This is a genomic window from Allostigmatella hybrida, assembly GCF_020103775.1.
GTDB lineage: Bacteria > Myxococcota > Myxococcia > Myxococcales > Myxococcaceae > Hyalangium > Hyalangium aurantiaca.
The window spans coordinates 102,291-115,420 of the sequence record NZ_JAHXBH010000003.1 but is presented as its reverse complement, the minus strand read 5'-3'; the positions used below and the strand labels follow the sequence as shown (position 1 = coordinate 115,420).

Here is a 13,130-nt window from a genome sequence, read left to right as displayed (position 1 = left end):
ACAGGACTCGCCCGGGGTGCGCAAGGCGGTTGACCCCTCGTGAGGCTGGACTAGCTTGCCTGCCCTATGTCCGCTCCCCTCGAAATGAATGGACCGCGTGTGCGCGCGCGGGAGCTGGGTCTCCCCCTGGGCCGCTTCAAGCCGGGCCGCTACAACGCCATCACCGACGTGGAGGGGGTACTGGTCGGCCACTGCACGCTCATCCATGGCGAGGGCCCCCTGCGGCCCGGCCATGGCCCCGTGCGCACGGGCGTCACCGCCATCCTGCCCAACAACGGCAACATCTTCATGGAGCGCATGAGCGGCGGCGGCTTCGTGCTCAACGGGGCGGGCGAGGTGTCCGGAATGACCCAGCTCATGGAATGGGGGCTGGTGGAGACGCCCATCCTGCTCACCAACACCATGGCGGTGGGGGCGGTGTCGGACGGGGTGGCGCGCTACCTGGTGGAGCGCTACCCGGGCATTGGGGACGAGCTGGACGTCATCATCCCCATCGTCGGCGAGTGCGACGACAGCTACCTCAACGACATCTCCGGCCGGCACGTGCGCAACCAGCACGTGCTCCAGGCCATCCAGAACGCGAAGACGGGCCCGGTGCCCGAGGGCAACGTGGGCGGCGGCACCGGCATGGTGACGTGCGACTTCAAGGGCGGCATCGGCACCTCCTCGCGCAAGCTGCCCGAGGCGCTGGGGGGCTACACCCTGGGCGTGCTCGTCATGTCCAACTTCGGGAAGATGCACAACCTGCGGGTGGGCGGCCTGCCCGTGGGGGAGGTGCTGGCCGAGAAGTTCAAGGACGTGCCCCGGCGCGGGCAGACGTACGGCTCCATCATCGCGGTGGTGGCCACGGACGCGCCCCTGCTCAGCCATCAAATCAACCGCCTGTGCAAGCGCGTGGGGCTGGGCATTGGCCGGGTGGGCAGCTACGCGGCGCACGGCTCGGGAGAAATCGTCGTCGGCTTCTCCACGGCCAACATCATCCCCCGGCGCACCCAGAAGATGGTCTACAAGATGAAGATCCTCCTGGATCAGCGCCTGGACCCCCTCTACGAGGCGGTCATGGAGGCCACGGAGGAGGCCATCCTCAACGCCATGTGCATGGCCGAGCCCATGACGGGGGTGAACGATAACTTCTGCCCGGCGCTGCCGCTGGACGAGGTCCGCCGCTTCGTGGACGCCTGCCGCCCCATCTTCGCCTCGGTGAAGAAGCGCCTGGCGCAGAGCAGCGCCCCGGCCTCCCGGGAAAAGCCCCTGGATGTGGACAAAGAGGGGGATGTGCGGGTGGCCGCGGCCCTGCCGACCGAAGTGCGAGGCGCCGAGGGCATTCCGTACCCGACCCGGCCCGCCCCCGAAGACACGGACGATACGGAGGGTTCCGCTTCCGGGGGATCTTCTGATACGTAGCGCCCTTTCTTTTCAGCGAGGAGTCACCGCATGGCCCGTAGCAAGAGCAAGCACAAGCGAGTCCAGATGAAGATCCGTCAGGCGTGGAAGGCCCGCGCCAAGCGCAAGAAGGAAGCCGCGAAGTCCGAGGCCTCCAACAAGAAGAAGTAGGCCTCCCGGTACCGCACGGCTGCTCCCTCTACTGGCGGGTAGCCGTGAAGGACCGGACGAGGGAGCACGGCGCGGTGGCGCTTCCCGCCCGTGTAAACCCCCGGGTGAGGGAGCCGGTGAGCTGGGCATCCGTCCCGCCATCCGGGCTCCCCCCGCTGTAGGTGCCGTTGAAGCTCAGGCTGTCACTGCCCCCATCCAGTCCCTGGCTGCCCAGCAGCAGGAACGTGCTGTTGGCGTAGACGGAGCCCTGCAGGGCGACCCCCTCCACGCTGCCGGTGAGCTGCGAGCCCGACCGCTGGAGGTCCAGCGGCCCCCGGGGCAGTCCCACCCCCTCCGAGGCGCAGGCGGCGGGCAAGGTCCCCTCGGCGAAGACGAGGGCATACCGTCCCTCGAGGGCCGGGCAGTCCGTGCAGGGCGCCCCCTCCTCGTCACAACCGGTGGCCAGCAGACACAGCGCGGCGAGCCATAAACGTCCAGAAGTCATTGGTCGGTTCCTTGGAGGGGGAGGCAGGGCTTCCTGGTGAAGGTGAGCAGTCCTACGTTCATCTCGGCGCAAGGGGCTGTGGGGGCGCCAGGGCGGTGGGGCGTGTCGGCGGCGGAATCCAAGCGGTGGTCCAATCTGGTCTTCGCCGGGCTCTTCGCCCTGGCGATCATCCTCTTCTCTCGAATCTTGCTTCCCTTCGTGATGCCGGTGCTGCTGGGCGGCTTTCTGGTCGTCCTGTTCATGCCGGTCCAGGACTTCCTGTGCCGGAAGTTGAAGGGACGAAAGTCGCTGTGCGCCGCGCTCTGCACCGCGACGGTGTTCCTGCTCATCCTCGTGCCGCTGGCCGGGGTGGGGTGGCTGGTGGGCCGCGAGCTGCTGCTGCTCATGGGAGACTTGCCGGCGCTGCTGGAGCGCATGGACCTGCGCAATGATCTCATCGCCAACCTGCCGCACGGCCTGGGCCGCTTCGTGCGCATGGACCCCGAGGGCTCGGAGGCGGAGCGCATGCTCCTGTCGGCCGCCGCCGGGGGCGCCGCCGTCATTCAGCACCTGCTGAACATGGGCTCGGAGCTGGTCATCGACCTGTTCCTCATGACGGTGGCCATGTACTACTTCTTCCTCGATGGGCGCCGGCTCTTCGTCGAGGCCACCCGGCTCGTGCCCCTGGACAAGCGCTACATCCAGGCCTTCGCCCGCGAGTTCTCCGACGTGGCCTACGCCATCGTCTACGGCAACACCATCACCGCGCTCGTGCAGGGGGCCGTGGGCCTCGTGGGGCTGCTGATCGTGGGCGTTCCCCACGCCCCAGTGTGGGGCGCCGCCATGGTCATCGCCGCGCTGGTCCCCGTGGGGGGCACCACGCTCGTCTGGGGGCCCATTGGCATGCTGCTCATCCTGTCCGGCAAGGTGGGAGAGGGCACGTTCGTGCTGGCCTGGGGCGCCGGCGTGGTGAGCACCATCGACAACGTCATCCGCCCGCGGCTGTGCGGCTCGCGCATGGCGCTGCACCCGCTGCTCGTCTTCCTCTCCATGTTCGGCGGCATGGCGGTGTTCGGGATGATGGGGCTCTTGGTGGGCCCGCTCATCGCCGCCATCTTCATGGCCATGGTGCGCATCTACCGGCGCGACTTCCTCGGGGTCGCCCCGCCCGCACTCCAGGCATCCTCCGCGGAGACCTGATGCGGGTGGTTGTGGACAATCGCTGGCAGGGTGGGTGAACCTCACCCTCCGGATGATGGTCTCGCGACGCTGGATGAGTGGGTGGAGCGCGCTGCTCGCCCTGGTTTGGGTGCTGGTCTCGCCGGCGGCGCTGGCGCAGAAGAAGAAGGCCGACCGCCCCGCGAAGCCGCGGGTGGTGGTGCTCGACTTCGACGGCGACAAGCGCGACGCGCTGCGCAAGCAGGTGGAGGCGGCGCTGCGCAAGGGCGGCCAGGTCCAGCTCGTCCCCCTCAAGCAGTACACGGCCGCCGCCACCCAGGCGAAGCTGCGCGGGGCCCATGCGCGCACCCCCGAGGCGGTGGCGCGCCTGGCCCCCGGCCTCAAGCTGGATGCGGTAGTGACGGCCACGGCGGCCAAGTCCCTCGACGTGCGGGTGCTGAGCGCCAGCGGCCTGGAGCTGTGGAACAAGCAGGTGAAGCTCCCGCGGGGCCGGTTGCCGGCCAGCGAGGTCCGGAGGTTGGCCGCCGGGATCGCCACCCTGGCCACCACGCCCCCGCCGGGGGCCGTGGCCCAGGCGCCCGTTGCCGAGCCCCCGCCGGAAGCCGCGCCCGTTGCGCCCGCGCCCCTGACGCCCGAGGCGGCTCCGGCCGCGAAACCGGCCCCGGCCGAGGGGGCGAAGGAGGTGGCCCCCGTGGCCCCGGCTCCCGTGGCGCAGGCCCCCGCGGCACCGGCTCCGGCCGAGCCCCCGGCGCCCCCCGAGGAGCCGGTGGTGGCGGTGGAGCTGCCGCGCCAGGATGACGAGTCCCATACCACCACCCGGGTGGTGTACCGGGAGCCCACCCTACGGCCCCGGGCCGCGCCCGCGTCTGGGCCCGCCGCGAAGCCCGAGCGCCGCCTGCCGGTGGTGCGGGTCTTCCTGGGGGGCATCTCGACGTTCCGCAACTACTGCGCGCGGCCGGGCGTTGGCTCCTGCGGCGAGTTCGATTCGAAGCCCGAGGCGCAGCGCGTGGGCGACACCATCGACTTCAAGTCGGGGACGCCCTACCTGGGCCTGTCGGGCCAGCTCGAGCTGATGCCCCTGGCGCGCTCGGCGTCGTGGGTGCGCGGCTGGGGACTCCAGCTGGGCGCCTCGCGGGGCTACTCGGAGACGCAGGTGACCATCACCACCTCCACGGGAGAGACCCCCGAGCGGACCGTGGTGGCCACGGACACGGTGCTCTCCGCGCTGCTCCTGTACCGCTACTCCTTCAGCCTGCTCGCGGATCCCTGGTTGCAGCTGGCCTACGTGGGCGTGCGCGGCGGTGCGATGAGCCGCGTCTTCGATGTGGATGAGCAGGCGCGCGTGCCGCTCACGGGCTCGCACCGGCTGTTTCCCACCGCGGGCCTGGAGGTCTCCATTCCCCTCAAGCCGTGGCTGCGCGCCGAGGCGGGGGGCCTGTTCTTCATCTCCCCCAAGGCAGGCCAGGGCATCCTGTCGGACGAGGACGAGCGCGAGCTGGAGGTGAGGGATTTCGGCACCGAGGTGTCCAGCTCGGGCTGGTCCGCGGAGCTGGGCGTGGCCGGGGAGGTGTGGGGCCCGGTCGGGTACCGCGTGCGCGGCCGGTTCTCGCAGGTGAAGGACACCTTCACGGGCCGCGGGGCTCGCTTCGGCTGGGACAAGGGCGGCGTGTCCCGCGAGCGGCACATCGACATCGAGTGGGGCGTCACCGCCTCCTTCTAAAGGAGGCGTCCCCGGAAGCCCCCACTGCGTCGAGAAGCTTCCGGGAAGGGCCCAGGGCCTCAGTTACACGAGTACGTGTAGGCGCTGGCCTTGCTCCAGCTCCCATCCGGGCTGAGCCGGTAGACGGTGTAGCCGCTGGCCGGGTAGCTCGAGCCCCAGCAGTCGCGGGCGCGCACGTCGTTCAGCACCTCGGTGGCCAGGTCCATGTTGTTGCGCCGGCGCGCCTTCTCGTAGGCAGCCACCCGGTCCACGGCGCTGGCCCAGGTCGAGTCCGAGGCGAGCGTGTCCCGGCGCTTCTCCAGGAACTTCTGCAGGAAGGCGGTCTCGGTGATGCCGTTGTAGCCCACGGCGGGCGCCACCTGGCCGGAGTTGCCGAGCGCGGTGTTGGCGGCCTTGATGAGCTGCAGCGCGCCCCATTCGCCGTGGTTGATGAACGCGTCGTAGAGCGCCGCCTTCGACAGCGCCTTGACGAGGCCCCACTTCTTGGCCGCGTTCATGGCGGGCGTGTAATAGAGCTGATCGCTGATCTTGTCCTGGCAGCTCTTGAAGTCCGCCCGGGTGGTGGTGTTGGTGTAGCTGGCGGCCCAGTCGGACACCCAGTTGCCCACGCTGTCGAGCTCCGCCGTGGAGGCCTGGGACTGGCCCGTGGACAGGAAGCGGTTGTTGATGGTGGTGAGCCCCGGCATGTACTTGGCCAGCCGGTTGCCGTTGGCCTCGGAGCGCAGGTTCTTGTAGCACTGGACGACCAGGATGGCGTCGCCCGTGCCGGTGCAGAAGCCCGCCCGCCCATTCGTGTACCCGCGGCCGTCGTGGATGTTCTCCGCGTACGCGTAGTCGATGACCGGCGTGTCGTTCTCCCAGATGCTGGTGAGCCCCTCGGCCACCTTCTTCTGGTGGGCGGTCATCCCCTCGGTGCCGCCAGGGTTCTCACCGCCCGTGCCGCAGCTGGCCGAGGTGAGCTGCACGTTCGTGGCGGTGAACGAGCTGTTGGAGTTGGTGGAGTAATAGAAGGTGTACGACGCGTTCGCGCCGATCGTCACGCTGGAGCTGGAGTACGTGCACGTCACGCCGCTCTGGGTGTGCGTCCAGCCGGGCTCGTCGTGATCACACGTCACGCCGCTGGGCACATTGAAGATGACCTGAGGGCTCGTGATGGTGCCCGTGCCCGTGTTCTTGAACACCAGGGTGCCCCACCACTCGGAGCCCACGTAGGTGTTGGTGGTGACCGTGTGCGAACAGGCCGCCAAGGCCTGCGCCACCGTCTCCGGAACGGCCTCGGCTTCGCCTACCGCTCCGCCACAGGAGATGAGCGTGGCGGCGGCTCCCATGAGTACCCAGTGCTGGCCGCGTGTCCGGTGATGACGCTGGTGCATCAGCCCTCCTTTGTGTGTTTAAATGGAAATCCGTGTATAGTACGCCTTTTTGGAAGAGCTGGAAGGCTTCTTGTTCTAAAGCGGATGCCGGGCTGAAGAGGCCACGACGGCTTCCCGTGGAAAGGCAATCTTCCAGGGTAATGAGTGCCGCCCATACCGCCGATCCCCATGCCCTGCGCCGGATGAAGGGACGGACCTTCGTGGTCTCGGCGGGCATGATGCTGGCGAGCCTGGGGCTTCAGTGCCTGCTCTTCGGGGTGCCACCGGCCGCGCTGCTGTGGGCCCAGTTGTTCTGGGTCGGCAGCTTCATGGCGCTGGGGCTGGGCGTGCGCCTGGGGTGGCTGGCGCACGCGCTGGCGAGCCCCCTGTCCGGCCTGGTGTGCATCGTCCCGCTGACGGTGATCATCGACTACACCGGGGGGCCGGCGAGCCCCTATTTCGTGACGCTCATCTCCGTGCCGCTCCTGCTGGCCATGTTCACCCCGGACTCCTCGGTGTCCACGCTGGTGGGCCTGGGGGCGATGGTGGGGGCGGTGGGGGTGCTCGACGCGAGGGCGGGGGTGCCGTGGGAGGAGTTCCTGCGGCAGGCCGTGGTCTATCTCCTCATTGGAAGCATCGGGCTGTACGGGGGAAGGACCTACCAGAAGCTGGCGGCGGCGGAGCGGCGGGCCCAGGAAGAGCGCCTGAAGGCGCTGGAGCAGCTGGCGGAGAGTGAGCGCGTCCGGCGGCAGGCCGAGGCCCAGCGCTCGGAGGTGGAGCGGCTGGTGCTCGTGGGCCAGCTCGCCTCGGGCGTGGCGCACGAGGTGAACAACCCGCTGGCCTTCGTGAAGTCCAACCTGCACTACCTCGACCGGGAGCTGTCGGGCACGCTGTCGCCGGAGAAGACGGAGCTGCGAGAGCTGCTGAACGAGACCCGGCAAGGGGTGCTGCGCATCCAGCAGATCGTCATGGATCTGCGGCGCTTCGCGCGCCCCACGCTGGAGCCCGAGGAGCAGGGCCACCCGCAGGAGGCCATGGAAGAGGCCCAGCGGATGGCGGCCATGCGCCTGCACGGGCAGGGAGAGGTGGTGCTGGAGGTGCCCCCGGAGTTGCCCCCGGTCCGGCTGGGGCAGCGCTACCTGGTGCAGGTGCTGCTGAACCTGCTCTTGAACGCGGCGGACTCGGTGGAGGGGGTGGTGCCGCCCAGGCCCCCCCGCATCCTCATGCGGGCCCGGAGAACGCGGGAGGGGGTCCGGCTGGAGGTGGAGGACAACGGGACGGGCATTCCCCAGGACGTGATGCCCCGGCTCTTCGATCCCTTCTTCACCACGAAGCCGCCCGGCAAGGGCACGGGGCTGGGGCTGGCGCTGTGCCGCGAGTACGTGGCCCGGGTGGGGGGAACGCTCTGCGCGGAGAACCGCCCCGAGGGCGGCGCCCGCCTCATCCTCTCGTTGGGAGAAGTGCCCACCCGCCCCCGCCCCCTGGCCTGAGCGGCCGCGCTACTGGGGCCAGTCGTTGGGGCGGCTGACGCCGTCGGCGCCCACCAGATCCCCCGTGTGGACCTGATCCAGGCGCCGGATGGCCATGACCTCGCCCATCAGCGCGGTACCGATGGAGTGCCGCGCCGCGCCGTGGGGGCGCAGCACGCCCTCGATGCGCATGCCGCCCAGGGTGCTCCCGTCCTCCACCTGTCCCCGCCACAGGCGCATCAGGCACTGCTTGCCCTCCTGGGGCAGATGGTACGTCTTGAAGCACTGGGCCAGGGGGCCTCCCTCGGCGGTGAGGTGCAGGCGCACGCGGGTCTCCTCGACCGTGGGCGCCTCGTGGCGCAGCCCTTCGAGCAGCTGGGCCAGGCCCCAGCCCTGCTCGGCCGAGCCGATGAAGACGGGCACGAGCCGGTTGTCCTTCAGGGCCCGGGCCATCTGCTCGTGGAGCATCTCGGGCGGCGGCACCGAGTCCTCGACGAGTGCCTCGAGCAGCTCGTCGTCCTGATCCGCCAGCCGCTCCAGCATCTGGCGCCGGGCGGCCTGCTCGATGGGCCGCTGGGAGGCGGGGACCACCATCGGCGGGGCATCGCTCGCGGCGGTCACTCCCCAGGAGAGTTCGCTCACGAGGTCCACGACGCCCACCGTGCGCTGGCCTTCCCGGAGGGGAAACTCCCGGAGCACCAGGGGGTGGGCGGAGACGACCTGGAGGGAGCTCAGCAGCGCGCGCACCGAGGCGCCGCTCTCGTTGAGGGCATTGAGGAAGAAGAAGTGCGGAATGCGGCGCGAGTCGAGAAAGCGCAGCACGGGGGCCAGGGCTCGCGCGCAGTCCTCCCGCGCGTCACACACCACCAGGGCCGCATCGCTGATCATCAGGGCGTGCTGGGTCTCCTGGAAGGCCTCGGGGGCACTGGGACAGTCGATGAAGGTCCACCGCTTGCCCTGGAGATCGACGGTGGCCACGGAGAGCTCCTGGGGTGGGCTCCGTCCCGCCGGGGCCCCGGGGCTCTGGGGGCAGGGCATGGCGCTCGTGCGGGCCAGCCACATCAGTGAATCCCAGAAGGCCGTCTTCCCCTCTCCCTGAACACCCACGACAGCAACCACCCGAGGCGGTGCGGAAAGTTTCATCACCGTTCACTCCATTTAGGGGCCAGTGGAACCCCCAGAAGGTGCGATCGGAATGGGCGGCAGGGGAGGTACGAAGGAGACGGCGGGAGGCTGCCCCCTCGTCTGCCCTGTCTCAACCGGGCAAGAGATCCGGGGCGGGGGCGCTGCGGGGAATCGCCGGCCGCACGTCCCGTGAGGCGGGAGGCCGCAGCCGGTGGATGGCCCGGAGCAACAGCTCCTCGTCCAGGGGGTTGGCGAGGAACCCCCGCGCGCCCAGGGCCTGGGCCCGCTCGAAGCCCTCACCATCCGAGTCCCCATGGATGATGAGCGCGCTGTTGAGCCGGGCTTCGCCCATGAGGAGCCCCTCCATGGCCTGCATGGGCGCGAGGACGATGTCGGCGGGGCCCGCGTGGAAGACCTCCAGGGGCGTCACCACGCGCGTCTCATAGCCATGCCGCGCGAGCACCCGGGTCATCAGCACCGAGGTGACGGGCGGCCAGCCATAGAGCAGCAGGGCTGCCTCGTCGGAGGGCGAGGGGGCGGCCTCCAGAGGCTCCCGGGCGGGCTCCCGGATGCCATACAGCACCGCGAGCGCCCGGGTGAGGGCGGTGTCGGAGGCCAGATGGGGCTCGACCCGGGGCTTTCCCGAGATGGCGCGGACAGCGTCCAGAGCTTCGATGGACGCAGGGGCAGGCAGGGCGACGTGCAGCACCTCGCGATCGCGCTGCTCCAGCCGCAGGGGCACGATGCGGTATTGCTGGGCGATCCGGGTGGGGATGAGCCGGGCGAGCTTGGGCTCGAGCCGCTCCTTTTCCAGGGCCACGGCGTCAATGCCGAGCTGGTCCGAGAGGGCCTGAAGCACCTGGGATTCGGTGCAGATCCCTTCCCGCACGAGGGCCCGGCCCAACGGAACGCGAACCTCGTGGTGGTGCACCAGCCCCAGCCGGAGCTGCGCGCGGTTGACCACGCCTTGCTCCAGAAGGATCTCGCCCAGCATGCGTCGGGTGCCTGGTTCCATATAGGTGGTTCATGGCCACCCGCGCCCCCAAAGACGATGGGCAGGAGGGGGAGGGCCTGGCGGGCTGGATGGTGTCGCGCCCTGGTGACTGAAGTCATCAACCCCTGACTCCAGTCACCGCCTCTGTGGGAAACATGCCCTGTAAAATCAAGGACTTCCACCGCCCGACATGTGGCATGTGCGCTGCAGTAGGCCCAGGCACGCTCCCTCGCGGTCCTGAACGGTGAAAACACATGAACACGATCAACTCGTCGAACCGGTTTCCCTCCGTTGCTCAGCAGCCCCGCACTGCCACGCCCGGTCCCACGGAGCGCTCGCGCACGCCGCACCTGGACAGCCCGCTGGCACAGCTCCGCGTGGGCGGGGTGGTGCGGGAGCCCCGCGCCCTGGAGGCCCGGCCTGCCATGCCGGGTCCCTCGCGCACGCCGCACCTGGACAGCCCGCTGGCGCAGCTCCGCGTGGGCGGGGTGGCGCGGGAGCCCCGCGTCCCGGTGGATGCGTTCGGGGCCGGTGGCTTCGGCGCCCATGAGTCCCGGATGAGCCCTGCCTATCTTCCGACCCGGGATGTGTTCGAGGCGCCCATTGAGTTCGAGGCGCCCATTGAGCTCGAGGCTCCCATCGCGCAGCAGGCCCCGGAGGCTCCGGAGGCCCCGGAGTCCGAGGGCCTGAGCGCCACGCAGAAGCGGCCGAAGGGGGACAACCGGTCGGCGGAGGACATCGTCAACGACACGCCCGTCCTGGCCAAGCTGGGCCGCCAGAAGGACATCAAGTTCAACGACTTGTGCAAGCAGACCGGCGTCGACCCCAAGCTCTCCCTGAAGGATGCCAAGCAGAACCCGGACGCCGTGTACCGGCTGGCCAAGGTGCTGGAGCACATCGACAGCGCCAAGAGCTCCACCGGCGGTGACCGGTCGAACAAGGTGAAGGACGGGCAGGGCGACGGCAACATCGAGGGCATCACCAAGGACGGCGACGCCCGGCACGGGACGGAAGCCGGCATGGTGAAGGACTTCGCCGAGAAGGGCTACAGCTCCCTGGGCGCGGAGCACCAGCTGCCGACCACGTCGGACACCCACGTCAAGGCGGACGGGAGCAACAAGGACAACTTCCAGTGGTTCGCCGGCGAGGTGGGCAAGCACACGTGGTTCATCCCGGGGCTCAGCAACGTGCTGACGGGGATCGGTGAGTCGGAGGGTGGGCTGGGCGGCGTCCTCAAGGGAGGCGCGGAGGGCGTGCTCAACACCTGGAAGGGAGCCGCCGAGGGCGTGCTGAGCGCCGTGACGACGGGCAAGGTCAACCCTGCGACCCTCGCGCTGGGCGCCTACGCCGGTGCGCTGGGCGAGACCGAGGCCGCCCCCGACGTGGTGAAGGACATCGCCAACTTCTTTGCCTGATGCCTACGGAGGAGGTTCCGTGGGTTGGTATTCGTGAATCCACACGGATTCGATGCCCCACGTGAAGAGCATCCACCTCCGGGAGTGCCGCACGAAGTCCGGGGCTTCGATGGGCCGCGTCACGGTGATGAAGCGGGTTCCGGGACGGCACGTCCGGAACCGCTCGATGAGCCGCGCCTTCGTCTCGGGTTCGAGCGCCAGCCAGTTGGTGAAGACGTGGGTGGGGTCCTCCAGGTCCGCCTGGGTGGCATCGCCCACCTGCAGGCGGGCCCCCACGCGCGCCAGCGGTGCTTCCACCCGCGTCACGTGGTCCGCGATCAGCTCGATGCCACGGGCCTCGGCGCCCAGCCACCGTGCCGCCAGCAGCACCCGGCCCCGGCCCGCGCCGAGATCCACCAACCGGCTGCCCCGGCCCACGCCCGCCCGGCGGAACGCCAGGATCGCCGTGAGCAGCGGCGTCTCGCCGTAGATGAGCTCCCGGAAGCGCTGGCCGCTGGCCTTCAAGGCACGAATCACCTCGAAGGTGCGCCGCGCCCGGTAGGGCGTATGACGGAATTCCTCCCGCCAGAGGCTCCCATAGGGCCTCAACAGCCGGGGACGGACGAGCAACAACACCAGGTCGGTGAAGCGGGTGAGGATGCCGATGAGCAGCACCGACACCATGAGGACGAAGCGCTGGAGGAGGGGAAGATCGAACTCCTCCAGGTCATCCTTGGGAGGCGGAGCCGCCTGGCTCAGCGCTCGGCTTCCTTCGAGCCGACGACGGTCAGGTTCATGCCGATCTGCACCGAGACCGGCTTGCCATCGATGGTCACGGTCGTCTTGCCGTTGATGTACCAGCCGAAGGAGCCGGTCGAGAACGCCTTGACCTCGGCGATGTGCTCCTGGCCGTTGATCACCACCTTGAGGGGCTCGGCCTTCTCTTGGAACTGCGACAGCGACACGGGGCAGGGGGACTTGGCCATGGCGCGGCCACCCTAGCACCCGTCCCCGTGCGGGGACCACAAAAGGCAAAAGGCCTGGAACCGGCACCGGTCCCAGGCCTTCGCGAGTGTTGCCGCCTGGACTACTTGGTGGCGGCGCCCGCCTGAGCGGCCTTGGCGGCCTTCGTGGCCGCGGAGAACTTCTGGCTGAGCTCATCGAACTGCTTCTTGAACTCCTCCATGCGCGCCTGGTGCTGCTCGGCCCGCGCCCGCGCCTCGGCGGCCTTGGCGGCGTCCTTGGCGTTCTCCTTCGCCTCCAGCTCCGCCACGTCCTTCTGCTGCTTCTCGTACTCCATGTACTTGGCCATCACGATGCGCTTGTTGAGGTACGTGTTGGCCGAGTTCGGGTTGAGCGCGATCACCTTGTCGTAATACTCGAGCGACTTCTGCAGGTCCGCCTCGACCGGCGCGGCCGCCATGGAGCGCGCGCCGCCGCGCTGCGAGTAGATCTCCGCCAGCCACCCGAGGGACGCCTCGTCCTTGGGCTCGAGCTTCAGCGCCTCGTTGAAGTACTGCTCGGCCTTGTCGCTCTGGCCGCCCGTCATGTGGAGGCTCGCCAGGCCGCGGTACAGCTCCGCCTTCTGCGCGGGCTCGGTCTTGAACTCCATGAGCTTCAGCAAGGACTCGACGGCCTTGTCCGTCTCGCCCATCTGCATGTGGGCGTAGGCCTTCTTCTCCCAGACCTTGTCCTGCTTGGGGTCCGCCTGGAGCGACAGCTCGTACGCCGCGGCGGCTTCCTTCCATTCCTTCTTGCTGAGGTGGTCGCTGCCCTTCACGCGGTGGATCTTGGCGGGCTCCGGCTTCTCTTCACAGCCGGTGGCCGCCGTCAGCGTGAGCACTCCGAGCATCCACCCCAGTCTTCCCAATCGGTTCATG

14 protein-coding genes are annotated in these 13,130 nt (G+C 69.4%); 7 read left to right on the top strand and 7 right to left on the bottom strand.

The features are described 5' to 3' along the window. Positions 1-66 precede the first annotated feature (66 nt). Both KY661_RS07595 and KY661_RS07590 read left to right on the top strand, forming a co-directional pair. Positions 67-1,404 (top strand): DmpA family aminopeptidase, encoded by a 1,338-nt coding sequence (locus KY661_RS07595; protein WP_225409574.1) that lies wholly within the window; start codon positions 67-69, stop codon positions 1,402-1,404. A 30-nt stretch (positions 1,405-1,434) separates the two neighbouring features. Beyond that, positions 1,435-1,554, top strand: a complete 120-nt coding sequence (locus KY661_RS07590) for an aminopeptidase (protein WP_225409573.1) — start codon at positions 1,435-1,437, stop codon at positions 1,552-1,554. 28 nt (positions 1,555-1,582) lie between these two features. Here KY661_RS07590 and KY661_RS07585 read toward each other — a convergent pair whose 3' ends face one another. Then, positions 1,583-2,038: a hypothetical protein gene (locus tag KY661_RS07585; RefSeq protein ID WP_075005257.1), complete on the bottom strand. Its 456-nt coding sequence runs from the start codon at positions 2,036-2,038 to the stop codon at positions 1,583-1,585. Positions 2,039-2,140: 102 nt separating this feature from the next. Here KY661_RS07585 and KY661_RS07580 point away from each other — a divergent pair, with 102 nt between their 5' ends. Beyond that, complete coding sequence (locus tag KY661_RS07580) at positions 2,141-3,217, top strand: AI-2E family transporter (RefSeq protein ID WP_225409572.1); 1,077 nt, start codon at positions 2,141-2,143, stop codon at positions 3,215-3,217. 34 nt (positions 3,218-3,251) lie between these two features. Further along, positions 3,252-4,916: a hypothetical protein gene (locus KY661_RS07575; RefSeq protein ID WP_225409571.1), complete on the top strand. Its 1,665-nt coding sequence runs from the start codon at positions 3,252-3,254 to the stop codon at positions 4,914-4,916. A 59-nt stretch (positions 4,917-4,975) separates the two neighbouring features. Here KY661_RS07575 and KY661_RS07570 read toward each other — a convergent pair whose 3' ends face one another. Continuing rightward, positions 4,976-6,289 (bottom strand): chitosanase, encoded by a 1,314-nt coding sequence (locus KY661_RS07570; protein WP_225409570.1) that lies wholly within the window; start codon positions 6,287-6,289, stop codon positions 4,976-4,978. A 140-nt stretch (positions 6,290-6,429) separates the two neighbouring features. Between KY661_RS07570 and KY661_RS07565 the strand changes: the two genes are divergently transcribed. Further along, positions 6,430-7,758 (top strand): sensor histidine kinase, encoded by a 1,329-nt coding sequence (locus KY661_RS07565; RefSeq protein WP_225409569.1) that lies wholly within the window; start codon positions 6,430-6,432, stop codon positions 7,756-7,758. A 9-nt stretch (positions 7,759-7,767) separates the two neighbouring features. Here KY661_RS07565 and KY661_RS07560 read toward each other — a convergent pair whose 3' ends face one another. Beyond that, positions 7,768-8,715: a GTP-binding protein gene (locus KY661_RS07560; protein WP_225409568.1), complete on the bottom strand. Its 948-nt coding sequence runs from the start codon at positions 8,713-8,715 to the stop codon at positions 7,768-7,770. Between KY661_RS07560 and KY661_RS37530 the strand changes: the two genes are divergently transcribed. Next, entirely contained in the window at positions 8,708-8,836 is a 129-nt protein-coding gene (locus tag KY661_RS37530) for a hypothetical protein (protein ID WP_317987231.1), read from the top strand. The genes KY661_RS07560 and KY661_RS37530 overlap by 8 nt on opposite strands. Positions 8,837-8,992: 156 nt before the next feature. Here the strand turns inward: KY661_RS37530 and KY661_RS07555 are convergent, their stop codons facing one another. Next, the gene (locus KY661_RS07555) at positions 8,993-9,856 is read right to left on the bottom strand and encodes a GspE/PulE/PilB domain-containing protein (RefSeq protein WP_225409567.1); all 864 of its coding nucleotides are present in this window, start codon (positions 9,854-9,856) and stop codon (positions 8,993-8,995) included. A 254-nt stretch (positions 9,857-10,110) separates the two neighbouring features. Between KY661_RS07555 and KY661_RS07550 the strand changes: the two genes are divergently transcribed. Beyond that, entirely contained in the window at positions 10,111-11,271 is a 1,161-nt protein-coding gene (locus KY661_RS07550) for a hypothetical protein (protein ID WP_225409566.1), read from the top strand. A gap of 3 nt (positions 11,272-11,274) precedes the next feature. On the opposite strand, the gene KY661_RS07545 is transcribed toward KY661_RS07550, so the two are convergent. From KY661_RS07545 to KY661_RS07535, 3 genes are all read right to left on the bottom strand, one after another. After that, entirely contained in the window at positions 11,275-11,934 is a 660-nt protein-coding gene (locus tag KY661_RS07545; protein ID WP_225409565.1) for a class I SAM-dependent methyltransferase, read from the bottom strand. A 71-nt stretch (positions 11,935-12,005) separates the two neighbouring features. Continuing rightward, positions 12,006-12,236, bottom strand: coding sequence for a hypothetical protein (locus tag KY661_RS07540; RefSeq protein WP_075005262.1), 231 nt, complete (start codon positions 12,234-12,236; stop codon positions 12,006-12,008). Positions 12,237-12,337: 101 nt separating this feature from the next. Further along, positions 12,338-13,102 (bottom strand): tetratricopeptide repeat protein, encoded by a 765-nt coding sequence (locus KY661_RS07535; RefSeq protein ID WP_317987230.1) that lies wholly within the window; start codon positions 13,100-13,102, stop codon positions 12,338-12,340. Positions 13,103-13,130: the final 28 nt, after the last annotated feature.